A 26733-nucleotide genomic window follows, 5' to 3' on the forward strand; every position below is an offset into this window, starting at 1 on the left:
AAGCCGATATCAGAACAAATAGGATCTGTCCTATTCAGCGGTACGGGGCGCGTCGATACACTCGATTCCTCATTGCCGGATCGCGAGGATCGTTCCTCCGCGAGATCCGGCGCTTTCCCGATTTTTCATTGATAGCGAGCGACGACGCGATGCGGTTCGACCTGTGTTTACGTCTCGCACGCGAACGAGGTCGTTGTGCGCCACGCGGTGCCATCCGCTTGCCGAATCGCCGCGCGCTGCTGCGCGGCATTGTCGCGGCGGTGTGGCTTGCCGGCGCGCAGGGCGCGGTGGTGCAGGCGTCATCCGGTGCCGCACCGTTCACGCCCGCAGTGGCGCAGGCGGCCGATCTCTTCGACGTGCCCTTTTTCAATTCCGCGCGCACCGTCTGGGGCGGCCTGCTCGCCTCGACGACGGTGCCGCGTATCGTGCACGCGCCGGACGCGGCCGGTGCGCGGACGGACGATCGACCTCGCGCATTCGTCGTTCGCGCCGGCGCATGCGCGCCGTACATCGTGCTCTGCGATGCCGCGCGCGATGCGATCGAGCGTGATTACGCGGGCCGCTTCGACTACGGTTTTGCATCGTCGTTGCCCGCGATTGGCATGCCGTTCGCATTCGCGTCGCGCGATGCCGGTCTGGCATCGGCCGAGCCGTTCATGCTCGCGGAGCCGGCGGGCGGCGCGCGGGTCGGCGCGATCGCCGGCAGCCTGCGCGCCTCGCTCGCGCGTGCGAATCTGTCGGCCGGCGTCTCCGCACAGGTCACGCGCATGCTGGCCGATCGGCTCGACCTGAAGCAGCAGGGTGCCGTGGGCGATACGTTCCGCGTGGCCTTCGAACCGGCTGACGACGCATCGTTATCCGGCGATCCGCGCGTGACTGCGCTCGATATCCGCTTTCGCGGCCAGCGCGTCGCGGCGGTGTGGTTTGCCGCCGATGCGCGGTCGCCGGGTGCTTACTACGATCTCGACGGCGTGCCGCTCGCCGGCACCCGGTTCGCGCTGCCGGTCGGCGCGACGCGCACCAGTTCGCGTTTCGGCACGCGCGTGCATCCGGTGACGGGTGCGCGTCATGTGCACTCCGGCGTCGATCTTGCCGCACCGACGGGCCGCACGGTCCGTGCATCGGAGCGCGGCGTCGTGTCGTTCATCGGCACGGAGCCGGGCGGCTACGGCAAGTACGTGGTGGTGCGGCACGACGGCGGCTATGCGTCGTATTACGCGCATCTGTCGGCGTTCGAACCGACGCTGCGTACCGGCATGCGGATCGCGCGCGGGCAGCGCGTGGGTGCGGTCGGCAGCACCGGAACGGCAACCGGGCCGCATCTGCACTTCGAGGTGCGGCGGCACAATCGCCCAGTCGATCCGGTCGCGCTGGTGCAGGCCGCGAAGGCGGACGTGCTGAAGGGGCCGCAGCGCGTGGCGTTCGAGCGTGTCGCGAAGGGCGCACGTACGCAGCTCGCGTCGGCTGCGTGGTCGCAGCCGACGGCGGCCGCGCAGCGGGGCGCGTCGCCGGCCGGCTGACTGCTTTCCCCGGGATGGGCCGGCAACGGGCCGGTTAAATGAAAAAGCCGCCGAACTTCGAGCGCGCGTGCCGCTTGCAGCGGTACTCCTCATCTCCAAATTGAGTGGCTGTCAGGTGTATCAGGCCAATGCAGTGCGATATTGGCTGCAAGAATCAGTCTCGTCCGATAGGCACCGCGGCAACGGGTCACTATGCTTGCGCGGGTGCGGTGCCGGTGAGGTGCCCTGTTCATGTTCGGAGTGAGTCGGTCAACGATCTTCACCGGCGCCGCACCTCCTCCCAGTTGCGATCCAGTTTCGGCGTGGGCGTTCGGTGGTGGCCGGTGGGCGCGGCCACGACAGAGAAAGACGATGTTGAAACAGCACGCTGCCATATGCGAGCGCCGTTGACCGCATCCATAACGCATATCTACGAATACATAAAAGATAGCTACTCCTTCAATGATGGAAAGTCGCCGTCAATCAGTCGGTATTTGGGGGGGATAAAAGTAGCATGATTATTATGAATGGAGGACGGATTGGAGGGTTTCCGTATCGGAGTCGTGTCAACTCGAATTTTGGCGATTCTCTCAATATTGAGTCGACGATTAACTGGAAATATCTGATTGACGATTTTCTTGGTAAACCGATAGACGCACGAAAAGGCGTTGTTAAGAAATTTGGGGCGTACGATGTGCGCCACCGCGTTTAAAAAAAATCTATAGTGATTGGAGGATCAAGCATAATCGCGGAGAGGACTTTGTCATATCTTCCGATTTGCGATATCTTAAGTTGACCACCCCCATCAAACTCAGTCTGGGTGAAATATGCAGATCGCCAGAAAAAATGTAATCGCGATCGCGTTTGTTTTGGTGTCGATAATTTCGACTCTCGCGTTGCGGAGCTCATATGAGGGCTGCGCAAGTTATACGCAGGATCTTAACGGCGGAATGAGAGAGTTCGGTGGCGAGAAGTATAAAATTGAACTATGTGGCACGCGCCGCTTTCTTGGCGACGGCGATGAAATTCGACTTCAGGTATTGGGTCCGGCAGGGGATGTTTTGGTCGAGAGATTTTTTGCGGTGCGCACAATTAACGATGCAGCACCCAGGGAACTGGAGTACGGGGACGACACTATTTTCTACTACGATCAATCGAAGTCGTCTCCGTTGCGCTTCATTGCCATGCCGCCATCCAGGATGAACTGGTTGACGGCGAGAATACCCTTGCTGCAACGGCTGATCGCGGTCTTTTCATAAGATGGAGAATCAGAAAGCAATGGATTGAACGGTGAAGGCGCTCCCCATCATCCTCGGGACTGCCGCAGGTGTTGTCGCTGTGTTCTTGGCCGGTGCCATCGCATAAGCGGATTCCCCCGCCATTCCCGCCTACGGGGCCTGCCCGCTATTCAAAAAATCACTCGTCACGCCGTCCCTCCCACGGGCCCCGGGGGGCGCCCGGCAAGAACGATCAAATGCGTGCGCCGCCGATGACATATAGTCCGGCCGACACCTTCATGGGCACGCTGACGGTCACGCCTTCCGTCGCGGGCGGCAACACGTATTCCGGCGGTACGACGATCACGAAAGGTACGCTGTCGGTAGCAGCCGATAGTGCAGTCGGCAGATCAGAAGGAAAGCTGAATTTAAATGGCGGAACGCTGCAACTCGACGGCGAGCATCAGCGCACGATTACCGGGAATGCGGGCGGTAGGCATGGTGATCGGATGGCTGCGAAGGCAATACATTGACCGGCCGATCGGAGCGGGCATTCGATCGTTCTTGCAGGGGCGCGCCCCCGGATTGCCTCCGAGCGATCGATGCAAGCGGAACGGATGACTTTGTTGCCATCCTGCGCTACGCTCCAAACTCCGATACCCTGAGTCGCAATATCATGTCGTTCATCAGCACCGGCGTCGAGTATGGCCTGCATTGCCTGCTCTATCTCGCCGACACTTCCACCGGCGTGCGCGATGCGAGCGTGCGCGATCTGGCCGAGATGCAGGGCGTGTCCGTCGATTACGCGGCGAAGCTTTTCACGCGTCTCGCGAAGGCCGGGATCGTCGTCTCCAGCGAAGGCATTCGCGGCGGCTTCACGCTGGCGAAGCCGGCGCGCGATATCTCCGTGCAGGACGTCGTTGCGGCGATCGACGGTGACAAGCGATTGTTCGACTGCCGCGAGGTGCGCGGCCAATGTGCTGTGTTCGAGGGCGACGCGCCCGCGTGGGCCACGCGTGGCACCTGTTCGATTCACGCGGTGATGCAGGTGGCGGAGCAGGCGATGCGCGCGGAGCTCGAGAAGCAATCGCTCGCCGATCTCGCCGCGCGCGCCTGGTCGAAAGCGCCGGCCAGCTACGGCCCGAAAGTGATCGACTGGTTCGCCGATCGCGCCGCGAGCCGCGGCGGCGAGCGCTGAGTCGCGCCGTGGTGGCGCGGGATGGCGCGACAACCCGCGGGGAGCGCCTGTCGCCCCCCGCGCATCGACGGCACCGGCGCGCCACTCAGGCCACGACGATCCGCAACGGATCCGCGGCCGCGAGCGCTTCCGCGCGATCCGCACGCGGCGGATAGATCCACTCGGAATTGATCTGGTGCTTGAGCTTCTTTGCTTCCGCACCCGCCAGCTTTACTTCGCGGTCCCAACCTTCGGTATAAACCGCGCCCCACGGGCCAAGATCCAGGCACGTCACGTATTTCGGCTGGCTGTACGGAATCTGTTCCAGACCCAGCAGGTCCGCCGCCGCGTTGTGCCCCGCCGAGCGGCCCAGGTTCATCGCGTGCTGGCACGACATCATCGTGTGATTGCCGTCGTCGTCGGTTGCCGCATACGCGACGTCGCCCGTCGCATAGACGCCCGGCACGCCGTCGACCGCGAGATTGCGATCGACGTGCAGGCGCCCGGCCGCGTCCCGGCGCCCCGGAACCTGTTCGGTCAGCGTGCTCGCGCGCAGGCCGGCCGTCCAAATCACCGTGCTTGATTCGATGCGCTCCCCGTCTGCCGTCGTGACGCCACCCGCGTCGACCGACGCGACACCCGAGCCGAGCTGCCACGTCACGCCGAGCGTGCGCAGCGCTTCCTCGATGACGGGGCGCGGGCCCGCGCCCAGGTCAGGGCCGATTGCGTCGCTGCGCTCGACGATCACGACCCGCACGTCCGTCTCCTCGCCCAGCGCGGCGCGCAGGCGCGTCGGCATTTCCGCCGCCGTTTCGATGCCCGTGAAGCCGCCGCCCGCGACCACGACCGTATTGCGCGCCGTCGACGCCGGCTGTCGCGCCAGGGTGCGAATGTGCGTTTCGAGTTCGACGGCTTCGTCGGTCTGATCCACGCTGAACGCGTGCTCCGCGAGACCCGGAATCGCCGGGCGGAACAGGCGGCTGCCGGCGGCCAGCACGAGGCGGTCGTAGTCGAGCGTCGACGCGTGACCGTTCGTGCCGAGTACGTCGACCGTCCTGCGCGTCACGTCGATGCGCTCGACCGTGCCCTGGACGAACTTCACGCCGACCGCATCGAAGATCTCGCCGAGCGGCGCGCGAAAGTTCGCCGGGCCTTCCTCGTAGAGGCGCGGACGGACATGCAGGTGCGCATCTGGCGCCACCACGGTAATTTCCACGTCGATTCTGCCTTGCTCGTCGAGCAGGCGCGCCGCGCTCAATGCACTCCACATGCCGGCAAAGCCGGCCCCGATCACAAGAATTCGCTTCGTCACTGTTCCACTCCGGTTGATGGATGCGCGGAGTCGACGGAACGTCGACGTTGTCCGCAGCATCGCTGCGCTTCATAACTACGATTCTATGAGTCGTAGTTATGAAGCGCAAGTCCCGCGATGTGGATGAAGCGCCGAAAAATCAGGGAGCGACCGACGAAGGCATGCGCGGGGAGGCGGGACATCGCATGGGTACGAACGGCCCGATGCGCAATCGCCACGCCGGATGGCGTGGCGAGGCGGGGCGGGATGCCGCTGCTTAGCCCAGCGGCCAGTTCAGGATCGCGATGCCGTCGTTGTAATCGCCATCGGTGCCGTCCTCCGAGCCGACGAGCCCGAAGTAGGTCTTCTTGAAGATGTCGACCTGACGCGAACCGATCTTCGACGGCTTGCCGTTCGCCGTCACGACGACGCGCACCTTACCCTTGCCCGAATTCAGGATCTGCGTGTTCAGGTTCGCGTCCTGCGTGCCGGCGCCCTGGAACGTCGCGGCCGGCTTCGCGTTGTCGTCGACATAGACGTCGATCGTCTGCTGCGCGGACGAATTGACGAGCGCCGTCACGCCGAACGCGATGTTCGGCGGCAGGTTGAAGACGCCGTCGCGTTCGCCACCACCGGTGGTGGCGGGATCGGGCTGCACGGGTTGCGGCGTCGCCTTCAGAAAGTAAGTGACCACTGCGCCGACACCGAACTTCGCCGCGGCGGCGGGCAGCACGCCGGGCGCGCCGGCCCACGTTACCGTGCAGGCGACTACCTGTCCCGCCGCATCGGTCTTCACCTTGTTCTGCCAGTTGCTGACGTCGAAGCTGTACGGAATCGTCGCGATGTCGACGAATACGTCGTACTGCGGCAGCTTCTCGACGAGCTGCGCGGTCATGAACTGGCGCATCCGGTCGAGCACCACCTGATCGCCGTTCGATTGAACGGCGGTGGCGTCGTTGCCGGCGAGTTGCAGCAGTGCGTACAGATCGTCATGGGTAAACGGTTGTTGCATGTCGTCCTCGTCTTGATGGAATGTCCGTCTGCGTGCGGCCGGTGAACGCGTTCACCGCGTCGCGTGTGCGGAAATACGTGGAGCAGCACTCAATCGGCGATACGTTGGCCCCGTCGCCACGGCGATGCCGGCCGCGGGGCTAGCGCGCCCCGGGAGGCCGGCATCGACAGGTTGTTTAGCCGATCGGCCACTGCAGCACGACGATGCCGTCGTTGTAGTCGCTGTCGTGACCGTCTTCCGATACGACGATCCCGAAATTGACCGTGTATGCCGAGCCGTCCGATTTCTTGCCGGTGATCGGCGCGAGCCGTGCGTCGGTAGCCGACGTCTTGCCGTTCACCGTCACTTCGAAGCGCAGCTTGCCGTTACCCGAATTCAGCGTGGCTTCGCGCGGGCCGTCGCGCGTGGTGAGCTTGTGATAAGCCGCCGGTTCCTTGCCGTCGCCGATGAACAGCTTGATGTGCTGCTGCTCGGCGGCATTTGCAAAGAAGATCGCGCGGAAATCGGTGTTCGGCGGAATCGAAAACTCGCCGGCACGGTTCGAGGACGTTTGAGAGTCGGCCATGCATGTCTCCTGAAGGTGGGTCAATAAGGCGCGTTGCCGCGATGCGCAAACGTTTGCTGTTTCAAACGCGGCGGAGCCAGCATGGCAAGAAATAAATGGAAAAATATTCGGTCCGAAATGGAAATTTCCCAGTAAATCGAAAAGCGAAACAGTCCGATTTAATGGCGCAAATTCAATGGCTTGTTGGTCGATATATTCGTGAAACTATATCGAGATATGACGCGCTTTTTTGAATAATGGGCAGGCACGCAGGGGGGATGGCGGGGGGGAATCCGGCTTCGGGGCGGACGCTCGGTGTTCGCATGTGGCAGCGTGTTGCTTCAACGTCGTCTTTCTCTGTCGTGGCCGCGCCCACCGGCCACCACCGAACGCCCACGCCGAAGCCGGATCGCGGCCGGGACAAGGCGGGGTGCGGCGCCGACGGCGATCGTTGACCGGCTCGTTCTCCCGAACTTGAACAGGACACGCCACTGGCACCGCACCCGCGAAAGCATAGCGACCGGCGCTCGTCGCGCCTATCGGACGAGACTGATTCTGCGCGTGTTTCTGCGCATGACTTCGCGCAGCGCCCATTGACAGCCCGCGCTGCGTTGTGATTTGATTCCGGCCATGCAAGCCGCCCAGCCCCTCTTCTCGCTACGACTACTAGCCCGTTCTTCCGGGCTGGGTCTGCGGCTGCGCGCTTTCCATCTGCTTCTTTCCTGAAGCGCCAGATTTCCCCCGTATCACTGACCTGGCCCCGGTTATCGACCGGCGCCTGAGTTCGTCCTTCTTCCGTATCGCTCCGCTCCGTCCCGGTCGTTCAACCGCCAAGGCCGTCGTTCGCCGTACCGCTTTGCCGTTGTGCCGCCTTTTTGCCGTTTTTACCGCTGCGCGCGCAGCCGGCCGCCATCCGTGACGGCTGCCGCGCGGCGGTGACCCGACCCACCGACCGAGGACTGACCATCATGATGCTGAAGCACCCCGCGACGAAGTACCGAGCGTTCACGCCCGTCAACCTGCCGAACCGCGCGTGGCCGTCGCGCACGATCACGCACGCGCCGATCTGGATGAGCACCGACCTGCGCGACGGCAACCAGGCGCTGTTCGAGCCGATGGACGCCGCGCGCAAGATGCGGATGTTCAAGACGCTGGTCGCGATCGGCTTCAAGGAGATCGAGGTTGCGTTCCCGTCGGCGTCCGAGACCGACTTCAACTTCGTGCGCGAACTGATCGAAGGCGGCCATATTCCCGACGACGTGACGATCGAGGTGCTCACGCAGGCGCGCGACGACCTGATCGAGCGCACGTTCGACGCGTTGCGCGGCGCGAAGCGCGCGATCGTGCACCTGTACAACGCGACCGCGCCGGAATTCCGCAAGATCGTGTTCGGCCTCGAGCGCGACGGCGTGAAGCAGCTTGCGGTGAACGCGGCGCGCACGATCAAGCGCTTCGCCGACGCGGCGACCGATACGCAGTTCACGCTCCAGTACAGCCCCGAAACCTTCACGGCGACCGAACTCGATTTCGCGAAGGAAGTATGCGATGCCGTGTTCGACGTCTGGCAACCGACCCCCGAGCGCAAGGCGATCGTGAACCTGCCGGCCACCGTCGAAGTCGGCACGCCGAACTTCTATGCGGACCAGATCGAATGGATGCACCGCAATCTCGCGCGACGCGATGCGTTGATCCTGTCCGTGCATCCGCACAACGACCGCGGCACGGCGGTCGCGGCGGCCGAACTCGCGGTGATGGCCGGTGCGGACCGTATCGAGGGCTGCCTGTTCGGCAACGGCGAGCGCACCGGCAACGTCGATCTCGTGACGCTCGCGCTGAATCTGTACACGCAGGGCGTCGATCCGGGCCTCGATTTCTCGCAGATCAACGAAGTCGCGCGCACGGCCGAGGAATGCACGCAGTTGCCGATCCATCCGCGCCATCCGTACGTCGGCGACCTGGTGTTCACCGCGTTCTCGGGCTCGCACCAGGATGCGATCAAGAAGGGCTTCGCGGTGCAGCGCCCCGACGCCGTGTGGGAAATGCCGTACCTGCCGATCGACCCGAGCGACCTCGGCCGCACCTACGATTCGATCATTCGCGTGAACAGCCAGTCGGGCAAGGGCGGCATCGCGTACCTGCTGGAGCAGGGTTATGGCATCGCGCTGCCGCGTCGTCTGCAGGTCGATTTCAGCGCGGCCGTGCAGCGCCTGACCGACGACAGCGGCCACGAGGTGACGAGCGCGCAGATCTGGTCGCTGTTCCAGCAGGAATACGTGGAAGGCGATGCGCCGCTGCGTTACGTCGGCCATGAACTGACCGAGCGCGACGGCCGCGAGACGATCGTGCTGACCGCTGACGTGCACGGCGAGCGCCGCGTGCTGCGCGGCGAAGGCAACGGCCCGCTCGACGCGCTGATGCACGCGCTGCGCACGCCGCTGCGGATCCAGCACTACGAGGAGCGCGCGCTGTCGCAGGGCGCCGATGCGAAGGCGATCGCGATCGCCGAGCTGGCCGGCGCGGGCGTGCACGGCAGCGCGTTCGGCGTCGGCATCGACGCGAACCTGACGACGGCGTCGATTCGTGCGGTGATCAGCGGCGTCAATCGCGCGTATGTGCGTGCGGACGAGGCGGCGCAGGCGACGTTTTTTGCCGCGCAACCCGCGGTGAAGGCCGTCGCGTAAGCGTAGCGGTGGCGGTCGTGCCGGTGTGTTCCGGCGCGGCCGTTTCGCCGGGTTTGCTGCCTGCAAGCGTGCGACGAGCGCAATCGCGAAGCGGTTCGCGCACCGCCGGCCGTGCGCATGCGGCGGCGTTCGTATTGAAGGGGAAGAAGACATCGTGATGGGGACGGACGCCCGATATCGCGCCTGATATACCTGACAGGGGAACAATGTCGGCGATGCGCGTATCGTTCCCCCGGCGCAGGCGGAACGAATCGTCTGCCGATATCATGAGCCGTGCCGCGCGCGTGTCGCCGGCATGTCATTCGCGGCGGCCTGGTTGCCGGCTGCTTGCGCTCCGTGGCTCTTCCATTCAATCGGCCCGTTGCCGGGCCCATCGCGAGGAAAGCATCATGACGAAACCCGATTCCCTGAAAGGCGAGGTGAAGGAGCAGGCGCAACAGGCCGACCGCCACAACCTGGCACGGCCGAACGTCAACGGCGCATTGTGGGCGCGCGGCCTGACGACGCAGCGCGTGGCCGACCTGTTCAGAACGCTGCCGGGCCTGCCGGGGCACTGGATGCAGTTGCAGAACGAGGTCAACGCCGGCAATCGCTACTTCTATGGCGTCCAGAACGGCCACCAGACGACCGACGAAGGGAAGGAACTGATCCGCTGGATCGCCGATGCCGTGGTCGGCGCCGCGCAGAAGGCCGGGTTCGATTTCCCGCTGCAGCAGCTTCGGTTTACCGCCGACACGGGCTGGCTGAAGCTCCAGCGCGTGTCGGGGCGCGTGATGGTGTTGTCGCGGCCTTGAGGCGAACGAGGTACGCGAGACGTCGAATTCACCTCGCCGCATGACCGAACAGTCTCGGATCCAGCGTGAAAGGTTCGGTGCGAACGACCTTGACGGCGCTCATGTCAGGATGCGTCGGATCCAGCGGCAGATTGCCGTCGGTCGGACATACGACCGATGGCACGCGCATCACCCGTTGCTGGCCTGCCTCGAGCCATTGCCGACCCAATTCCGTCGTGGATTCACGATCACACGTCAGGTCCGCCCAGTCATCCGGTAGCGAGAGCGTGACGTACGTGTCGTCAGGGCCCGACACGCTGTGCCAGCGCATCCTTCAGCCGCGCAGCCGTGATCTCGCCCATGTGCGACTCGACGAGCTCGCCGTTCGCGTTGAAGAACAGCGTCGTCGGCAAACCGCGCGACCCGTACGCGTGCATCGCATGCAGCGAAGGATCGAGCAGCACGTTGTCGAAGCGCAGACCCTGCTGCTCGAGGAACGTGCGCACCGCTTGCGCGTTTTCTCCCTGGTTGAGCATCAGCACCGTGATGTCCGGATGATCGTGCTGCGCTTGCTCGAGGATCGGCATCTCGCGCCGGCACGGCGCACACCACGTTGCCCACAGGTTCACGACGACCGGCTTGCCGGCATAGCGCTGCGGCAGCACGGGCGTCGCATCGAGCGCTTCGAGCTGCATCGCGGCGAACGGCGGCGCGTTGCGCTGCAGCGTCGCGAGCGTGCCCTGCACGATGCCCCATGCGGCAAGCCCCACGAGGATGCCGGCCGCCACCGGGCGGCGCAGCGCCGGCAGACGACGCAGCCGCCATGCGGCGAACACCAGCGCGGCCGCGATGCCGATGCGCCAGTCGAAGCCGCCGTCGCCGAGCGCGACGATCGAGCGCGGCGCGGCCGCATAGTCGCGCCACCACTGCGCGACGTAACCGACACGCGCGGCGATCAGCCCGAGCAGCAGCACGTCGAGGATCAGGCTCGACGCGCTCTTGTGCTGGCCGTCCGGCGGGCGGCGTTGCATGAAACGCGCGACGAGCCACGCCAGCAGTGCGGCGGCGGCTACCGCGACGACGCGGATCGAAAAGGGACCGATGCTCAACATGGGAAGGAAAGGCTGGAGGAGGGAGGATCGGCCGGCGCGGGCGATGTCGTCGCCGGTCATGTCGCGTTTCGACCCCGCATCATGCGCACGGGTTCCCGGTTTTTCCTGCGCCGGCGGGCGGCGCGCATCGTCGGATGGATGAAGCGTGCATACGCGGCGCCGGCGTTCAGGCGTTCAGGCGTTCAGGACGACGTCGCGTTCATGCAGGCATCCAGCGTATCGGGCCGAACCCAGGATCGTGCACGCGCGCGCCGGTTACTTCCCGTTGCTGCCGAGCCGGTACGCGGTGAAGAACTCGGCCCACGGCGAACCGGTGGCAACCGACACGTGCAGCGCCGACGTTCGCTGCTTCAACGCGGTAAATACGTCGTTGATGCGCGCCGTCTGCGCGGGATCGCTGAACGGCCGCGGCCGCACCCGGCCGGCTGCGAACGCACCGTACGCGATCGCGAGCAGGCGCGCACTGTCGTCGACCGAGAAGATCGAGCCGTTGATCGCTTCGACGAGGCGCGGCCGGTCCTCCTCGCGCGACGCGGCGAGGCACTGATACACGATCGCCGACACCTCGTGCAGATCGTTCGCGCGCAGCAATGCCGGCAGCTTCGACGCGATCCGGTCGGCCGGTTCTTCCTGTATGGCCTTGCCGAAGTCGAGCACGGCGGCCATCGGATTGGTGTCCTGCTTCACGCGATCGAGCGCCGACACCTGCGCAGCGATCGCCGCTTGCGCGTCGTCGGCGGGCGCGGCTTGCAGTACCGCGGCCACCTGCTGTTTCCATTCCGGAAAAATCATCCGCACGTTGCCGAACTGCTCGCCGCCCTGTGCTGCCGGGTCCCACCGATAGAGGATCGTGCCGCCGTGAATGAACGGCGAATACAGATGCTCGGGCGTTTGCGGCAGCGGCCGCCGGTTGATCGCCAGCCACGCGAGCGTCAGCCAGTCGTAACGGCCGGTGGCCGGCACCGACGGGCTCGAACTCGCGACGACCTGCCACGTGCCGCGATTCGCATAGCGGCGGCGTGCATCGGGCACCGCGACGGTCTGCTGTTTCGCGGTGTCGAAGTAGGTATTGCCGGTGACGATCTCGCCGCTGTCCTGCGCAGGGGTGATGGCCGCGATGACCCACGACGCGCCGTCGGGCGAACGATAGTCGGACGGCTGCAGCGTGGCGACGTCGTGCACCATGCGCGTTTCGGCGGCGACGGCGCTCGGCGGCAGATTGGCGGGACCGGAGACGATACTCGGCATGGACTTTCCTCGAAATCGGGTGCGTATCGCCGAGCCGCGACGACGCGCGATGAAGCACGGGATTTTCTCGTAACTGTAGAACGTCGCCGCCGGAAACGGAAACCGGCCGGCGCCCGGGCCGTGCTCACGCGCGTGGCCGTTTCGGCTTACCATCGCCTTCCGGGCCGACACGCCGCACCTCGAACGAACGCCGAACCGACGCGCAGATGACCGACACGAAAACCATCACCGAACACTGGACGTATGTTGCCGACCAATGGATCGACTGGGCCGGCAGGCCGGGCCACGATGCGTTCTGGACGTATCGCGAGGGGCTTGCCGCGTATCTCGGTCGCGGAACCGGCGGCGCACTGGAGATCGGCTGCGGCGAGGGCCGCGTGAGCCGCGAACTGAAGGCGCTGGGGTATGACGTGACGGCGAGCGATGCGGTTCCCGCGATGCTCGACGCCGCGCGTCGCGCCGATTCCGCACACCGCTATGCGCTTGCGGACGCCGCATCGCTGCCGTTCGATCCGGCCAGCTTCGATGTCGTGATGGCGTACAACGTGCTGATGGATCTCGACGACATGCCGGCTGCGCTGCGCGAGGCGCGTCGCGTGCTGAAGCCGGGCGGGCTGCTGTTCGTGTCGCTCGTGCATCCGTTTCGCGATCGCGGGCGCTTCGCGGGGCCGCAGCCCGATGCGCCGTTCGTGATCGACGGCACGTATTTCGGCCGCGAGCATTTCGAGGGCGTGGAGACGCGCGACGGGCTGTCGATGCATTTCGCGGGCTGGTCGCTGCCGCTGCAGGCATACATGGATGCGCTCGAGGCGGCCGGCTTCGCGATCGTGTCGCTGCGCGAGCCGCCGCCCGATCGCGCGGATACGGACCCGTTGAAGCAGTGGTCGCGCGTGCCGCTGTTTCTGTGGATCAAGGCACGGCCGCTGGATTGAATTTCCCGCGGCCATGATCGTGGCCCCGCAGCGTGCTGCGTGATCAGCGCGGCAACACCTTCCGATAGATCACGAATCCGGTTTTCTCCGCGATGGTGTCGTAGAGCCGCATCGCGGTGTGATTCGTTTCGTGCGTCTGCCAGTACACGCGTTCGGCGCGATGCGCGCGCGCGGCGTCGTACACGGCTTCGATCAACGCGCGGCCCACGCCTTTGCCGCGCTCGCTGTCGAGCGTGAAGAGATCCTGCAGATAACAGGTCGGGCCGGCGAGCGTCGTGCTGCGGTGATACAGGAAATGCACGAGCCCGACCAGCCGGCCGTCGCGTTCCGCGACACGCGCATGCACGGGCTCGTAGCCGTCGAAGAAGCGCGACCACGTGAGCTGCGTGATCTCGCGCGGCAGCGCGGTGTCGCCGAAGCGGCCGTAGAAGCGGTTGTAGCCGTCCCACAGCGGCAGCCAGTTGTCGAAATCGTCTTCCCGCACGGGGCGTACGGTCAGGCCGGTGTCTGTCGCGTTCATGGTCGTGAACCTCTCGAAGGGATGGATGAAGCGTTGCCGGCGCGGCCGGAAACGGAAACAGGCATCTACGATAGAAAGTTCGTGGCACCATGTGTAGACCCATGACATTGATCATTTCTGGAGCCACGATGGATTACGCGGTGCTGCTGTCGACCTTCGAGCGCGAAGCGGGGCCGCACGCGGTCACGCGGATGTCGCAGCAGCAGCAGCGGCTGTACGCCTGTTTGCGCGACGCAATCCTGGGCGGCCGGATCGCCGAAGGCGCGCGGCTGGCCGCGTCGCGCACGCTGGCCGGCGAGCTCGGCATCGCGCGCAATTCGGTGCTGTACGCGTACGAGCGGCTCGCGTCGGAAGGGTTCGTGGCCGGCACGCGGCAGGGTACGGTGGTGGCGCGGATGGGCTTGCGCGGGTCGCAGGCCGCTGCTGCTGCGCCCGCCGGCGATACGACGGTGCTGTCGCGGCGCGTCGCGCGGACCGAGCGCGCGACGAGCGGCCTCGACGAGTCGCTGCCGTTCATGCCGGGTGCGCCGGCCGTCGACGAATTTCCGCTCGCGCAATGGCGACGCTGCATCGAACGCGCATGGCGCACGGCCGGGCCGGCGCAGCTCGGCTACCAGCCGGCGGAAGGCGATGCGGTGCTGCGCGACGCGATCGCCGGCTATCTGCGTGCGTCGCGCGGCGTGCGCTGCGATGCGGAGCAGGTGATCGTCACCGACGGCACGCAGGGCGCGCTCGACCTGTGCGCCTGCGCGCTGGCCGATGCGGGCGATGTCGCATGGATCGAGAACCCCGGCTACCACGGAGCACGCAACGCGTTTCTCGCGGCCGACCTGCGCGTCGAGCCGATCGGCGTCGATGCGCAGGGGCTCGCGCCGCATCCGGACGACTGGCGCGATCGGGCGCCGAGGCTCGTCTACATCACGCCGTCGCACCAGTATCCGCTCGGCGCGGTGATGAGCCTGGAGCGGCGGCTCGCGCTCGTCGCGCACGCGCGTGCGGCCGGCGCGTGGATCGTCGAAGACGACTACGACAGCGAGTTCCGCCACCACGGCACGCCGCACGCGGCCGTGCAGGGGCTCGCCGACGACGCGCCGGTGATCTACCTCGGCACCTTCAGCAAGGTGATGTTTCCCGCGTTGCGGCTCGGTTTCATGGTCGTGCCGCCCGCGCTCGTGCAGCCGCTGCGCGACGCCGCGGGCGCGATGATGCTGCACGGCCGCGCGGTCGAGCAGCGCGCACTGGCGGACTTCATCGACGCCGGGCATTTCACGCGGCATCTGCGGCGCATGCGCCGCGTGTATGCCGAGCGGCGCGACGCGTTGCACGACGCGCTGGCGTGGCGGCTGAGCACGCGGCTGACGGTGTCGGGCGGCGCGGGCGGCATGCATCTGTCCGCGCGGCTTGACGTGCCGGTGGCCGACACGGCACTGAGCCGCGTCGCGCAGGCGCACGGGCTGATCCTGCGGCCGCTGTCGTCGTTCTGCCTGCCGGGCAGCGCGCACGGTTACAACGGGCTCGTGCTCGGCTACGGCGGCGTGCCGGCCGAGCGGATGGACGCGCTCGCGCGCCGGATCGGCGAGATGATCGACCGCGTGCTGGCCGGGCGGTGATGACTGGCGCGCCGCGCCGGCGTGCAGCCGCGGCGCGTGCGGGCCTTGATCGAACGGTTGACGCACGCGTTGACGACGGCTTGATCGCACACCGGTCGCGCCGGATCCGGCGCGCGCCAATGCCGGTTTCGACGCCGCGGCGTCGAATGCAATGCATCGACGGATGGCTCGGCCCGGACACGACGACGAATGCACCCGTCGCCCGCCAAATCCGTTGCCCACATTTCGTCATTTAGCTAATATTCAAAACGTTAAACGAGACCGAACCCATGGACGACGTCACCCGCATCAGCGCACTGGCCAACGAAAGCCGCCTGGCCGTGATGCGCTGGCTCAAGCAGCCGCGCAAGCATTTCCCGCCGCAGCCGCATGGCGACTTCGACGAACTCGGCGTGTGCTGCACCTACATCACCGAGAAGCTCGGCATCGCGCCGGCGACGACCACGCGCCACATGCGCATCCTCGCGGATGCCGGGCTTGTCCGGGCGACGCGCGTCGGCAAGTTCACGTATTACAAGCGGATCGACGATGCGCTGCATCGCCTCGGTCGCGACCTCCTGCAACTCTGATCGTCACAGAGGCAATCGACATGGATGAACTCGCTTTGCTGGCCGACGCCGACCGGCGTGCGCATGACTATCTCGCATCGACGGGCGAACGGCGCGTGTATCCCGACGCCGCCGCGCTGGCCGGCCTGAGCGCATTCGACGAGCCGCTGCCCGATGCGGGCCGCCCGGCCGACGACGTGCTGCGTCTGCTCGACGAGCGAGGCACGCCCGCGACCGTCGCATCGAACGGTCCGAACTACTTCGGCTTCGTGATCGGCGCGACGCTGCCCGCGGCGGCCGCGGCCGAGCGGCTGATGCTCGCGTGGGACCAGTGTGCGTCGTCGTTCGCGAATTCGCCGGTGGCTGCGACGATCGAGCGGCAGGCCGCGCGCTGGGTCGTCGACGTGCTCGGGCTGCCGGAAGACAGCGCGGTCGGCTTCGGCACGAGCGCGACGGCCTGTACGCTCGTCGCGCTGGTCGCCGCGCGGCGTGCGCTGCTGGCGCGCAAGGGCTGGAACGTCGACGAGGACGGCCTGATCGGCGCGCCCGAAGTGAAGGTCGTGCTCTCCGAGCTCGCGCACATCACGGTGAAAAAGGCGCTGCGCGTGCTCGGTTTCGGGATGAAGCGCCTCGTCGTTGCGCCGGTAGACACGCATGGCCGGATCGATCCCGCGGAATTGCCGTTGCTCGACGACATGACGATCCTGTGCGTGCAGGCCGGCGAAGTGAACACCGGCGAGTTCGATCCGTTCGCCGCCCTGATTCCGCGTGCGAAAGCCGCAAACGCATGGGTGCACGTAGACGGCGCGTTCGGCCTGTGGGCGCGCGCATCGTCGAAACGCGCGCTGACCGACGGCATCGACGGCGCGGACAGCTGGACCACCGACGGTCACAAGTGGCTCAACACGCCGTACGACGGCGCGATGGTGATCTGCCGCGACGCGGCGGCGCTCGCGACCGCGATGAACAGCGACGCCGTCTATCTGAGCGGCGCACAGGACGCGCAGAAGAACCTGAGCCTCGAATTTTCGCGGCGCGCGCGCGGCATTCCCGTGTGGGCTGCGTTGCGCTCGCTCGGCCGCGCCGGCGTGGCGACGATGGTCGAGCGGCATTGCGCGCAGGCGTCGCGTGTTGCGGACGGGCTGCGCGCAGCCGGCTACGACGTGCTCAATCGGGTGGTGCTGAACCAGGTGCTCGTGCGCGCCGGCACCGACGACGAGACGCTCGCGATCCTGCAGGCCGCGCAGGATTCGGGCGACGTGTGGTTCGGGCAGACCGTGTGGCAGGGGCGGCCGGCGTTCCGGATCAGTGTGTCGTCGTGGCGCACCGAGGACGAGCATGTCGACCGTCTCGTCGCACTGCTGACGAAGCTGCGCGGCGTACACGTGGGTTGAGCGGCGGCGGTGCGTATGTTCCGGGCGCGGCGTTTGCATCGCGCTTGGGCTGATTACGCGCCGTCGTCATCTTTCCCCGGCACGTTCGCCGACGCCGCTTTCAGGCAGTCGATCAGATGCAGCGCGGCCGGCGTCAGCAACGCATGCCGCCGCATCACGATCGCGACGGTCAACGCCGGCAGCGGCTCGGCGAGATCGAGCGCGACGATTCCGCGCGACTTGCGCTCGACGTCCGCGAGCGGTCGCGCGAACACGCCGAGCGCGTCCGTCTGCGACACGAGCCCGAGCGTTGCCGCAAACGACGGACAGTGCAGCACCCGCTTCGGTATCTCGAGCCCGTGCGGCGTGAAGATCGAGCGCACCAGATCGTCGCCACCTTCCCCATAGCGCGGCACACACCATTGCGCGTCGCCCAGCTCGCGCAGCGAGCGCGCCCGCACGAGCCGATGCCGGCCTCTCGCGACGACCACGAACGCCGTGCGGAACAGCGCAATGCTCGCGAATTCGTCGGGGTCCGGCAGCGCGTTCGACAATTGATGGGTAACGATGAAATCGAGCGAACCGTCGCGCAGCCGCGCGAGATCGGTTGCGGTCAGTGCATCGTCGACGTTCACGGTCGCGCCGGGCAGCTTGCGCGTGAACGCGTCGAATGCACGCGGCAGGATGGTGAGCGCGACGGTCGGGCTGACCGCGATCGACACCGATCCGCTCGTGCCGAGCCGCAACTGCTCGATTTCGTCGTGCGTACGCTGGATCTCCTCGACGATCAGCCGCGCGCGAATCGCGAACGCGCCGCCGTAGTCGGTCAGCGCGACGCCCTTGACGCTGCGCATCACGAGCGGCACGCCGAGCTCCGCTTCGAGCTCGCGCACGATGCTGCTGATGGCCGGCTGCGTGACGCCGAGCGCGCGGGCCGCGCCGCGGATGGTGCGGTGTTCGGCGACCGCGAGAAACGCATTGAGCTGCTTGAGCTTCATGGGGTGACAAGAGAAAGTTATCGCATGTAACGAAATCTTGGATTTTTCTTATCGGATCGAGTGTATATGCTCGGAGCTTTTCAGGAGCGGTCACGATGATTCTCGTAAACCAGCAACGGCTGTGGGATTCGCTGATGGAGATGGCGACGATCGGCGCGACCGCGCGCGGCGGCAGTTGCCGGCTCGCGCTGAGTGCCGACGAAGTGCTCGGCCGGCAACGTTTCATCCGCTGGTGCGAGGAAGCCGGATGTGACATCCGCATCGATCCGATCGGCAACGTGTTCGCGCGCCGGCCCGGCACGCAGCCCGACGCGCCGGCCGTGATGTGCGGCAGCCATCTCGACACGCAGCCGCTCGGCGGCCGCTTCGACGGCGTCTATGGCGTGCTCGCGGGGCTCGAAGCGATTCGCACGCTGAACGAGCAGGGTGTCGTCACGCGTCATCCGATCGACGTCGTCGCGTGGACCAACGAAGAAGGCTCGCGCTTCACGCCGGGCATGATGGGTTCGGCCGTCTATGCGGGCACGCTCGATCTCGACTACGCGCTGGCCCGGCCGTGCATGCAGACGGGCGTGCTGCTGCGCGACGAACTCGCGCGCACCGGTTTCGCCGGCCGCGAGCGCGAGCGGCAGATGCCGAAGGCCTATTTCGAAGCGCATATCGAGCAAGGCCCGGTGCTGGAGAGCGCCGGTTTGCCGATCGGCGTCGTGACCGGCGTGCAGGGCATCTACGAGCTCGACGTCACGGTGACCGGCTTCGAGTCGCATGCGGGCACGACGCCGATGAGCGTGCGCAAGGATGCGATGGGTGTGGCGGCCGCGATGATCGCCGCGATCGTCGAGCATGGGCACGCATTCGATGCCGATGCGCGCGTGACCGTCGGCCACGTCGCGTGCCAGCCGAATTCGCCGAGTACGATTCCCGGACTGGTGCGCTTCAGCGTCGACGTGCGCCATCCGTCGCAGCCGGCGCTGCAGCGGCTCGTTGCCGATATCGACGCGATCTGCCGTGAGCGCATCCCGCTGCGCGGCACGCAGGTGGAGGTGCAGACCATCGCCGAATACGAGCCGGTGGTGTTCGATGCCGATTGCGTCGCGCGCGTGCGGGAGGCGACGCTGGCCGCCGGTTATCCGTATCTGGAGATGTGCAGCGGCGCGGGCCACGATGCGGTGAACCTGTCGTACGTCGCGCCGAGCGCGATGGTGTTCGTCCCGTGCAAGGCCGGGTTGAGCCACAACGAGGCCGAGGATGCCGATCCGCAGCACCTCGCGCAAGGCGCGTCGGTGCTCGCGAACCTGCTGGCCGATTGCGCGCGGTAGCGGTGCGCTCCGGCCTGCATGACTGCGTTTCGCGTCTGCGTGAAAATGTCGGACAATAGCGCGGCATGCATGCCGCGCTGGCCCGGGCGGCGCGTTCAACCGCTGCATTCACGCTGACGAGATCCCCATGTCCACGACACCTCCCCGGGAACTGCTGAAAGCCGTTGACATCGCGAAGATGGAACCGACGCGCGCGGTGCATTCGCTGAATCCCAATGCCGTTCGCCTCAAAAGGCCACTCAGCGACCTCACGGGTCTTACGCAAATCGTTACCCATCTGCTCACGCTGATGCCTGGTCGCGAATCGTCCGAGTATCACCGTCACCTGTACGAAGAAGAATGCGCGTACGTGCTGTCCGGCACGGGCACGGTCACGATCGGCGAGCGCCGTCACGACATCGGCGCCGGCGACTTCCTCGGCTTCCCGCGCGGCGGCGAAGCACACGTGCTCGAGAACACGGGCGATGCGCCGCTGGAACTGCTGATCGTGGGCCAGCGCCTCGAACACGACGTGTGCGAATACCCGCGGATCGGCAAGCGGCTGCATGTCGCCGGCGAACTCGAAGACTTCGTCGATTTGCCTGCGCAGTCCTGAGCGCAGGTTCGCGCGCGCTTGCTTGCCCGGCGCACGCGTGGCGCTTCCGGCGCGATCCCTTCCGGGCGATCCGGATGGCGGTTGCCGTCAGGTTCGCGCGTGGGTGCGTCGTCGCGCTTATGATGCAGGAACGCCACTGACAGGATTCCACGCCATGGACGCGCCGCATCCGCCGATGAATGCCCCGATTGCCGAAACGGAACCCGACACCGAAACCGTCGCCGAGCCGCGCGCGTCACGCGTGCAGCGGCCCGTCGCGCTCGTCACCGGATCGACGTCGGGGATCGGCGCGGCCATCGCACGACGTCTGGCCGCCGACGGCTATGCGGTGATTCTGCATTCGCGCAGCTCCGCCGACACCGGCCGCGCGATGGCGCGCGAATTCGGCGCGGCCTACGTGCAGGCCGATCTCGCGGACGATGCGCAGCGCGTGCGGCTGATCCGCGATGCGCTCGCGGTGCACGGGCGGCTCGACGTGCTGGTCAACAATGCGGGCGTGAGCCGCGTGATTCCGCACGACGACCTCGCCGCCGCGACGCCCGACGTATGGCGCGAGATGCACGAGATCAACGTGATCGCGCCGTTCCGGCTCGTCGCCGAAGCGCAGCCCGCGCTGCTCGAAGCGGCGTCGAGCGGGCGCGCCGGGTGCGTGATCAACGTCAGCTCGCATGCGGGCGTGCGGCCGAAGGGTGCGTCGATTCCGTATGCGGCGGCGAAAGCCGCGCTCAATCACACGACGCGCCTGCTGGCGCGTACGCTCGCGCCGGCGATACGCGTCAATGCGGTCGCACCGGGGCTCGTCGATACGCCGCTCACCGCCGACTGGACCGACGCGCAGCAACTCTGGCGCGAGCGGGCACCGATGCGCCGCGCGGCGACACCGGACGACGTCGCGCAGACGGTGGCGATGCTCGTTGCGTCTGATTACGTGACGGGCGAGATCGTGATGCTCGACGGGGGAATGAACCTGACGTGACGGGGAGGGTTCAGGCGATCGGTGCGATCGGGCTGGTGGATGCGACGCGGCGGCCGCGTGCCCGGGGGCATGTACGCCGGCGGCGAAGCCGCCCGGCGGTTTCACCGATCACCGGGCCCGCGGTCAGCCGAGATTCGACTGCAGCCGCGCGAGCGCGTGGTCGTGCGTGCGTTCGAACTTCAGCGGCGTGACCGCGATATAGCCTTCGCCGAGCGCGACCGTTTCCGAATTCGCATCGTCGTCGCGCGGCCCGCGGGCCAGCTTCAGCCAGTGGTATTCGATGTCGCGCGGATCGCGCCCCGACACGATCTCGACGCCCTGCAGCGTGCCGGTGCCCTGGTTCGTCACCTTCAAGCCGCGCACGTCGTCGGCCGGCCGCGGCGGGAAATTCACGTTCAGGCACGCGTCGCTGTCCCAGCCGGCCGCGACGAGCCGGCGAATCACATCCGGCGCATGCGTGAGCGCCGTATTCCACGGCACCGCGTTGCGATCGGTGAACGCCTGGCTCAGCGCGATCGCCGGCACGCCGACCAGCATGCTCGTCATCGCGGCGCCGACCGTGCCGGAGAACACGGTTTCCGTACCGAGGTTCGCGCCGCGATTCACGCCGGACAGCACGAAGTCGGGCCGCGCGTCCTTCATCAGGTGGCTGACCGCGATCGCGACGCAATCGCCCGGCGTGCCGCCCACCGCGAAGCGGCGCTCGCCCTTGCGATGCGCGCGCAGCGGCTCGTGCAGGCTCAGCGAATGCGACGTGCCGCTCTGGTCTTCCGCCGGCGCGACGATCCACACTTCGCGCGCCAGTTGCGTGGCGACCTGTTCGAGCACTTCAAGGCCGGGGGCGTCGAATCCGTCGTCGTTGGTGAGCAGGACGCGGTCGAACAGCGGGCGGGTTTCTTGCATCGGGATGATCCTCGCGGGTAGGCAATGAGAGGGGACAGGCATCGCGGGTACATCCGCAAGGCTAGCATCCCGTCGCGACGCGTGTCGTGTCGAGCGTGGCCGCACGCGGCGCGCACACGTGAAAACGGGCGCATGGCGCGCCCGTTTCCCGATTCGAAAACCGCCCGTGTAGCGGGGCGGAACGACGTTTGCCGCGCTACCCGAGCAAATGCCGCAGCAGGCCGGCCGATGCGACGCCGACGATCACGGTCGGCAGGATCGACAGGCGCGTGGCCGCGAGCAACGTGATGGCGAGCGCGAGCAGGTCGGCCGGGCGCGTCGACACGAAGGCCGGCGCGATCACCGAGATCAGCACGCAGCCCGGCACGTTCTCCATCACCGACGCCATCCGCGGGCTCAGCGTACGGTTGCGCAGCAGCACGTAGCCGAGCACGCGCGACAGGTAGGTCGTCGACGCCATCAGCACGATGGTCGCCACCGTCGCGAAATCAGGCAGCATCGCGCGGCTCCCACAGCAGCGCGGCGATCAGGCCCGCGCATGCGCCGGCCGCGACGTACCACGCGCCGGGCACGGCCAGGTGCGTGGCGGCGGCGACGACGAGGCTCACGAACCACGGACGGCTCGCGCGCATGCCCTTCCACATTCCGCGCAGCAGCACCAGAAACACGGCCGTGAACGCCATGTCGAAGCCGTACTGCTCGACGTTGCCGATCGTCGGGCCGACCGCCGCGCCGAGCGTCGTCATCGAGATCCACGTCAGGTAGAGCCCGGAACACACGCCTGCGTAATACGGGACGCTGATATGCGTGGCCGAGCGCGAGCGCGCGTCGGCGAGCGACATCGCCCAGCTCTCGTCGCACATGAAGAACAGCGCGGCGAACGCGCGGCGGCGCGGCAGGCGCCGGATGTACGGCTCGAACGCCGCACCCATCAGGATGTGGCGCGAATTCACGAGGAACGACATCGCGACGATCAGCGCGATGTGCGGCGGCGACGTCCACAGATGGATCGCCGCGAATTCGGAGCCGCCGCCGAAGTTCAGGCCCGTCATCATCGGCACCTCGAACAGGCTCAGCCCTTTTTGCGCGGCCTGCGCGCCGAGCACCAGCGCGAACGGCACGAAACCCAGCATGACGGGCAGCGCCGCGCGCAATCCGCGACCCATCTCGGCGACATAGGCGGGCTTGTCGCGAAGCCCGGACGACGTTGAAACGCTACTGCTCATTACTCCTCCTTCGGGGGACGAGGATTGTCTGCTTTTTTGACTCGAATCGGGTTGCGTTGTGGCCAGATATTCTTGAGAATTTGGCATCGAACGTGCGATTTCTGATTTTTTTGGAATTGGGTGCCAATGAAGCTTGACGCTATCGACCGCCGGATCCTGAGCGCGCTCCAGCGCGACGGCCGCATGCAGAACGTGGAACTCGCGCACGAGGTCGGGCTGTCGCCGTCGCCGTGCCTGCGCCGTGTGCGGCTGCTCGAGGAAGCGGGCGTGATCGAGAAATACGTGGCCGTGCTGAATCCGGCGAAGGTCGGCAAGGGGCTGACGATCTTCACGCGCGTGTGGCTCAAGGGGCAGGACGCGGGAACCGTGAACCGCTTCGCCGAGGCGGTCCAGCAGATGCCGGAAGTCGTCGAGTGCCATCTGATGGCCGGCGACTGCGATTTCCTGCTGCGCGTGGTGGCGGCCGACATCGACGACTATCGGCGCTTCCAGATGGAATACCTGACGCGCATTCCGGGCGTGCTGAGCGTGAAGACCGACATCCCGATGCAGAAGATCAAGCTCACGTCGGCGCTGCCGACGTAACGCGATCTACGGGCGGATGGCGAAGGTGGCAGGAAGGGTCATCAGCCGGTGACAATCGCCCGATAAACTGGCGGAACAAGCCGCTTCGCCGCACACCGGATGCATCGCATCCGGCGTTCCACGCGCCAAGCAACTAACGGTCAACCGCGAAGCGATCGGACGGGCGCGAGGCGCGACGTTCTTCGCAGGTCGGTGCGTTTTCTCGTCGGGTCGCGCATGCAGCCATTCAACAATCCGTGGAATTCGCTGGAAATCGTCAAGCTCGTGCTCGGCGTGCTGACGCTGTTGTCGGTCGCGTGTCTCGGCTGGCTCGTCGCGCGCCGGCTGAAGCGGCTCGAACTCGTGCAGTGGACCAACCAGCGGCTGATCGAGAAGCGGCTCACGCTGTACGACACGGTTGCGCCGCAGCTCAATGCGCTGCTGTGTTTCTACACGTGGATCGGCTACTGGAAGGACATCTCGCCGGACGACGTGATCCGCGCGAAGCGCGAGCTCGACCGCACGTTTCACATCTATCGCTACCTGTTCGACGACGACGTGTACGACGCGTATCACACGTTCATCCACGCGCTGTTCGAGATGCATACGGGGCCGGGCCGCGATGCGCGGATCCGTTCGCTGATCCAGGCGCCGGACGGCGACCGCAGCGTGCACGGCACGTATGAATGGAAGCCGGCATGGGCCGAGCGTTTCTCGACCGTGAACGTGACGGACAAGGCCGACGTGCTGGAGCACTACACGCGGTTGATGGAGCGGCTGCGCGTCGCGCTCGGCGCGAATCGCTGAATGCTGCTTGCTCGGTGCCCGTCGTCTGTTACCGGTTGCTTGTCGCACGCCGGTATCGGAAGCCGCTGCCTGGCGGCGCGGATTGAGCCTCTCTCGCATGCAGCAGAGGCGCGATGCGGCTGCGGCTGACACGCTCGCGGTCATCACCGCTCGCGCGAGGTTCGCATGCGTGTCGACCCGGAGGCTTCGTCGTTCGTGATTCGCCGGCCGGGTGCGGCGAATCAAGCGAACGAGATCACGAGTTTCTTGCCACAAGCGGCCGCGTACTTGCGCAATGTCGTGATGGACGGTGAATGCTGGCCCGTTGCGAGCGCGCGTTCGAGGCGCGTCACTGCTGGTGCCTTCGTGCCCATGCGCTCGGCGACATCGGCTTGCGACAGCCCGGCGTCGCGCCGCGCAGCCAGCATCACGTCGAGCAGTGCGAGGTCTTCGCGGTTCAGTCGTTCGTATTCGGCGCGCACCTCGGGGTCGGACAAAGCGCGCTCACGCAGTGCCTTATACGTTGCCATCTTGAACCTCCTTCAGTCGGCGGCGCGCGATTTCCAGTTCTTTCCGTGGTGTCTTGTGCGTCTTCTTCACGAAACAATGCAGCATGACGATACGCCGGTCGACGATCGCGCAGTAGAACACTCTGGCGATGGCTTCGGCGCCCTTGAGCCGCATTTCGTACAGTCCGCTGCCCATCGACTGGGTGTGCGGCTCGCCGAGGTTCGGGCCGTATTGCTCCATGCGGTCAGCGAGCGCAAAAAAACGGGCGAGCAGCGTCTTCGGTAACGTGACGACGCCCGTCTCTACGCGCGCATCGAAGAACTGAATCTCATACGCAGTGGCCATAATGGTAACAAATATGTTATTTCGACGCAAGCGCGATTTCCGGCCGCGGCTGCGAATGCAGGCGGCCGGTCGCGTTCGCGATGTCATTGCGTCATTCGGGGGTTCTCGACTGGAGAGGAAAGCCCGACTGCATCCGGGCGGGCCGAAGCGCGCGTGGCGCGTCGCGGTGTCAGCGTAGACTGCGCACGTTGAAAGAGCCGCGGGGGGCGATTGCCGCCGTCAACAGCGTCAATTCCGCCCGGCCACCGCAAGCCGCGCGGCCAGCCCCACGAACACCGTGCCGAGCAGATACTGCGGCAGCTTCGACGGCCGGCGGCGTGCGCCGAGCCGCTGGCTCAGCCGGCTCGCGGACAGAATCACCACACCGTTGACGACGATCCCGATCAGGTTGAGCACCGTCGCGAGCACGAGAATCTGCACGGCGATCGACCCGTGCTCGGGCCGCACGAACTGCGGGAACAGCGCGAGCACGAACAGCGCCATCTTCGGATTCAGCAGGTTCGTCGTCAGGCCCTGACGGAAAATCGCGATGGTCGAGTGGCGACGTTGCGATGCGACGGGCGACAGCGCGGTCGCATCCGAGCGGAAGGTCTTCCATGCGAGATACAGCAGATAGGCTGCACCCGCGAAGCGCACGGCGTCATAGGCGATCGGCACCGCGACGAAGAGCTGCGACAGCCCGAGCGCGGCCGCGAGCGCGTGGCAGTACGTGCCGGCCTGGATGCCGGCGAGCGTGGCGAATCCCGCACGGCGGCCCTGGCTGACGCTGCGCGACGCGATCAGCAGCATGTCGGGGCCCGGTGTGGCGGTCAGCGCGAGACATGCGCCGGAGAAGAGCGCAAGCGTGGAGAGGTCGATCATCGGAGTCCCTTTTGGCTGGAGAGGCGTGAAAGGGAGGCCAGTCTAGGTGCGTCGGCGACACGGGTCAATCGACCGAACGGTCGATGATTCGACATCCCGGCACGGCGGGCGCC

Annotated in this window: 31 protein-coding genes; 17 read left to right on the plus strand and 14 right to left on the minus strand. The window is 66.4% G+C overall.

The window, feature by feature from the left end:
• Positions 1-149: 149 nt before the first annotated feature.
• From BX604_RS30545 to BX604_RS30560, 5 genes are all read left to right on the plus strand, one after another.
• On the plus strand, positions 150-1520 hold the full coding sequence (locus BX604_RS30545) for a M23 family metallopeptidase (RefSeq protein ID WP_098554549.1): 1371 nt from the start codon (positions 150-152) through the stop codon (positions 1518-1520).
• A gap of 744 nt (positions 1521-2264) precedes the next feature.
• The gene (locus BX604_RS39810) at positions 2265-2351 is read left to right on the plus strand and encodes a hypothetical protein (protein WP_257146491.1); all 87 of its coding nucleotides are present in this window, start codon (positions 2265-2267) and stop codon (positions 2349-2351) included.
• Positions 2327-2758, plus strand: a complete 432-nt coding sequence (locus BX604_RS30555) for a hypothetical protein (protein ID WP_179894920.1) — start codon at positions 2327-2329, stop codon at positions 2756-2758. Before BX604_RS39810 ends, BX604_RS30555 begins: the two co-directional genes overlap by 25 nt.
• Positions 2759-3015: 257 nt before the next feature.
• On the plus strand, positions 3016-3249 hold the full coding sequence (locus BX604_RS38715) for an autotransporter-associated beta strand repeat-containing protein (protein WP_257146468.1): 234 nt from the start codon (positions 3016-3018) through the stop codon (positions 3247-3249).
• A gap of 143 nt (positions 3250-3392) precedes the next feature.
• Entirely contained in the window at positions 3393-3914 is a 522-nt protein-coding gene (locus BX604_RS30560) for an RrF2 family transcriptional regulator (RefSeq protein ID WP_096500723.1), read from the plus strand.
• An 85-nt stretch (positions 3915-3999) separates the two neighbouring features.
• Here the strand turns inward: BX604_RS30560 and BX604_RS30565 are convergent, their stop codons facing one another.
• On the minus strand, positions 4000-5205 hold the full coding sequence (locus tag BX604_RS30565; protein WP_098554551.1) for an NAD(P)/FAD-dependent oxidoreductase: 1206 nt from the start codon (positions 5203-5205) through the stop codon (positions 4000-4002).
• Positions 5206-5303: 98 nt separating this feature from the next.
• On the opposite strand from BX604_RS30565, the gene BX604_RS39185 reads away from it, so the two are divergent.
• Entirely contained in the window at positions 5304-5465 is a 162-nt protein-coding gene (locus tag BX604_RS39185) for a hypothetical protein (protein WP_179894921.1), read from the plus strand.
• Here BX604_RS39185 and BX604_RS30570 read toward each other — a convergent pair.
• Together BX604_RS30570 and BX604_RS30575 are read right to left on the minus strand one after the other, a co-directional pair.
• Positions 5462-6196 (minus strand): fucose-binding lectin II, encoded by a 735-nt coding sequence (locus tag BX604_RS30570; RefSeq protein WP_098554552.1) that lies wholly within the window; start codon positions 6194-6196, stop codon positions 5462-5464. The genes BX604_RS39185 and BX604_RS30570 overlap by 4 nt on opposite strands.
• A 175-nt stretch (positions 6197-6371) precedes the next feature.
• Positions 6372-6761 (minus strand): fucose-binding lectin II, encoded by a 390-nt coding sequence (locus BX604_RS30575; protein ID WP_098554553.1) that lies wholly within the window; start codon positions 6759-6761, stop codon positions 6372-6374.
• 950 nt (positions 6762-7711) lie between these two features.
• Between BX604_RS30575 and leuA the strand changes: the two genes are divergently transcribed.
• Together leuA and BX604_RS30585 are read left to right on the plus strand one after the other, a co-directional pair.
• Positions 7712-9421 carry a 2-isopropylmalate synthase gene (leuA, locus tag BX604_RS30580; protein WP_179894937.1) on the plus strand — a complete coding sequence of 570 codons (1710 nt, stop codon included), beginning with the start codon at positions 7712-7714 and terminating at the stop codon, positions 9419-9421.
• A 389-nt stretch (positions 9422-9810) separates the two neighbouring features.
• Positions 9811-10215 (plus strand): peptide ABC transporter ATPase, encoded by a 405-nt coding sequence (locus BX604_RS30585; RefSeq protein ID WP_098554555.1) that lies wholly within the window; start codon positions 9811-9813, stop codon positions 10213-10215.
• Between the two features lie 28 nt (positions 10216-10243).
• Here the strand turns inward: BX604_RS30585 and BX604_RS30590 are convergent, their stop codons facing one another.
• The 3 genes from BX604_RS30590 to BX604_RS30600 all read right to left on the minus strand — a co-directional run bounded on the left by BX604_RS30590 (position 10244) and on the right by BX604_RS30600 (position 12554).
• A complete protein-coding gene (locus BX604_RS30590; protein WP_098554556.1) occupies positions 10244-10525 on the minus strand; it encodes an RES family NAD+ phosphorylase in 282 nt (93 codons plus the stop codon).
• Positions 10497-11306, minus strand: a complete 810-nt coding sequence (locus tag BX604_RS30595; RefSeq protein ID WP_098554557.1) for a TlpA family protein disulfide reductase — start codon at positions 11304-11306, stop codon at positions 10497-10499. Before BX604_RS30595 ends, BX604_RS30590 begins: the two co-directional genes overlap by 29 nt.
• Positions 11307-11561: 255 nt before the next feature.
• Positions 11562-12554, minus strand: coding sequence for a hypothetical protein (locus tag BX604_RS30600; RefSeq protein WP_098554558.1), 993 nt, complete (start codon positions 12552-12554; stop codon positions 11562-11564).
• Between the two features lie 206 nt (positions 12555-12760).
• On the opposite strand from BX604_RS30600, the gene BX604_RS30605 reads away from it, so the two are divergent.
• Positions 12761-13486 carry a class I SAM-dependent methyltransferase gene (locus BX604_RS30605; protein WP_098554559.1) on the plus strand — a complete coding sequence of 242 codons (726 nt, stop codon included), beginning with the start codon at positions 12761-12763 and terminating at the stop codon, positions 13484-13486.
• Between the two features lie 43 nt (positions 13487-13529).
• Here the strand turns inward: BX604_RS30605 and BX604_RS30610 are convergent, their stop codons facing one another.
• Entirely contained in the window at positions 13530-14006 is a 477-nt protein-coding gene (locus tag BX604_RS30610; RefSeq protein WP_098554560.1) for a GNAT family N-acetyltransferase, read from the minus strand.
• Between the two features lie 128 nt (positions 14007-14134).
• On the opposite strand from BX604_RS30610, the gene pdxR reads away from it, so the two are divergent.
• The 3 genes from pdxR to BX604_RS30625 all read left to right on the plus strand — a co-directional run bounded on the left by pdxR (position 14135) and on the right by BX604_RS30625 (position 17558).
• A complete protein-coding gene (gene pdxR, locus BX604_RS30615; RefSeq protein ID WP_098554561.1) occupies positions 14135-15616 on the plus strand; it encodes a MocR-like pyridoxine biosynthesis transcription factor PdxR in 1482 nt (493 codons plus the stop codon).
• Between the two features lie 269 nt (positions 15617-15885).
• Positions 15886-16185 (plus strand): ArsR/SmtB family transcription factor, encoded by a 300-nt coding sequence (locus BX604_RS30620; RefSeq protein WP_040139054.1) that lies wholly within the window; start codon positions 15886-15888, stop codon positions 16183-16185.
• A 20-nt stretch (positions 16186-16205) separates the two neighbouring features.
• Entirely contained in the window at positions 16206-17558 is a 1353-nt protein-coding gene (locus BX604_RS30625) for a pyridoxal phosphate-dependent decarboxylase family protein (RefSeq protein ID WP_098554562.1), read from the plus strand.
• Between the two features lie 53 nt (positions 17559-17611).
• Here BX604_RS30625 and BX604_RS30630 read toward each other — a convergent pair whose 3' ends face one another.
• Positions 17612-18535, minus strand: a complete 924-nt coding sequence (locus BX604_RS30630; RefSeq protein WP_098554563.1) for a LysR substrate-binding domain-containing protein — start codon at positions 18533-18535, stop codon at positions 17612-17614.
• 95 nt (positions 18536-18630) lie between these two features.
• Between BX604_RS30630 and BX604_RS30635 the strand changes: the two genes are divergently transcribed.
• The 3 genes from BX604_RS30635 to BX604_RS30645 all read left to right on the plus strand — a co-directional run bounded on the left by BX604_RS30635 (position 18631) and on the right by BX604_RS30645 (position 21425).
• A complete protein-coding gene (locus BX604_RS30635; RefSeq protein ID WP_098554564.1) occupies positions 18631-19854 on the plus strand; it encodes a Zn-dependent hydrolase in 1224 nt (407 codons plus the stop codon).
• A 127-nt stretch (positions 19855-19981) separates the two neighbouring features.
• Positions 19982-20449 carry a cupin domain-containing protein gene (locus BX604_RS30640; RefSeq protein WP_098554565.1) on the plus strand — a complete coding sequence of 156 codons (468 nt, stop codon included), beginning with the start codon at positions 19982-19984 and terminating at the stop codon, positions 20447-20449.
• 154 nt (positions 20450-20603) lie between these two features.
• Positions 20604-21425 carry an SDR family NAD(P)-dependent oxidoreductase gene (locus BX604_RS30645; RefSeq protein WP_098554566.1) on the plus strand — a complete coding sequence of 274 codons (822 nt, stop codon included), beginning with the start codon at positions 20604-20606 and terminating at the stop codon, positions 21423-21425.
• A 123-nt stretch (positions 21426-21548) separates the two neighbouring features.
• Here the strand turns inward: BX604_RS30645 and surE are convergent, their stop codons facing one another.
• From surE to BX604_RS30660, 3 genes are all read right to left on the minus strand, one after another.
• A complete protein-coding gene (gene surE / locus BX604_RS30650; RefSeq protein ID WP_098554567.1) occupies positions 21549-22328 on the minus strand; it encodes a 5'/3'-nucleotidase SurE in 780 nt (259 codons plus the stop codon).
• A gap of 196 nt (positions 22329-22524) precedes the next feature.
• Positions 22525-22827, minus strand: coding sequence for an AzlD family protein (locus tag BX604_RS30655; protein WP_373562446.1), 303 nt, complete (start codon positions 22825-22827; stop codon positions 22525-22527).
• On the minus strand, positions 22817-23554 hold the full coding sequence (locus tag BX604_RS30660; RefSeq protein WP_098554568.1) for an AzlC family ABC transporter permease: 738 nt from the start codon (positions 23552-23554) through the stop codon (positions 22817-22819). The genes BX604_RS30655 and BX604_RS30660 overlap by 11 nt, the downstream gene beginning before the upstream one ends.
• Positions 23555-23680: 126 nt before the next feature.
• Between BX604_RS30660 and BX604_RS30665 the strand changes: the two genes are divergently transcribed.
• The gene (locus BX604_RS30665) at positions 23681-24139 is read left to right on the plus strand and encodes an Lrp/AsnC family transcriptional regulator (protein WP_098554569.1); all 459 of its coding nucleotides are present in this window, start codon (positions 23681-23683) and stop codon (positions 24137-24139) included.
• Positions 24140-24355: 216 nt separating this feature from the next.
• Complete coding sequence (locus tag BX604_RS30670; protein ID WP_098554570.1) at positions 24356-24925, plus strand: hypothetical protein; 570 nt, start codon at positions 24356-24358, stop codon at positions 24923-24925.
• Between the two features lie 221 nt (positions 24926-25146).
• Here the strand turns inward: BX604_RS30670 and BX604_RS30675 are convergent, their stop codons facing one another.
• The 3 genes from BX604_RS30675 to BX604_RS30685 all read right to left on the minus strand — a co-directional run bounded on the left by BX604_RS30675 (position 25147) and on the right by BX604_RS30685 (position 26620).
• A complete protein-coding gene (locus BX604_RS30675; protein WP_098554571.1) occupies positions 25147-25434 on the minus strand; it encodes a helix-turn-helix domain-containing protein in 288 nt (95 codons plus the stop codon).
• Positions 25421-25846, minus strand: a complete 426-nt coding sequence (locus tag BX604_RS30680; protein ID WP_257146469.1) for a type II toxin-antitoxin system RelE/ParE family toxin — start codon at positions 25844-25846, stop codon at positions 25421-25423. Before BX604_RS30680 ends, BX604_RS30675 begins: the two co-directional genes overlap by 14 nt.
• Positions 25847-25987: 141 nt before the next feature.
• A complete protein-coding gene (locus BX604_RS30685) occupies positions 25988-26620 on the minus strand; it encodes a LysE family translocator (RefSeq protein WP_098554573.1) in 633 nt (210 codons plus the stop codon).
• Positions 26621-26733: the final 113 nt, after the last annotated feature.

Origin of the sequence: Burkholderia sp. JKS000303, assembly GCF_002563755.1 — a bacterium.
Classification (GTDB): domain Bacteria; phylum Pseudomonadota; class Gammaproteobacteria; order Burkholderiales; family Burkholderiaceae; genus Burkholderia; species Burkholderia anthina_B.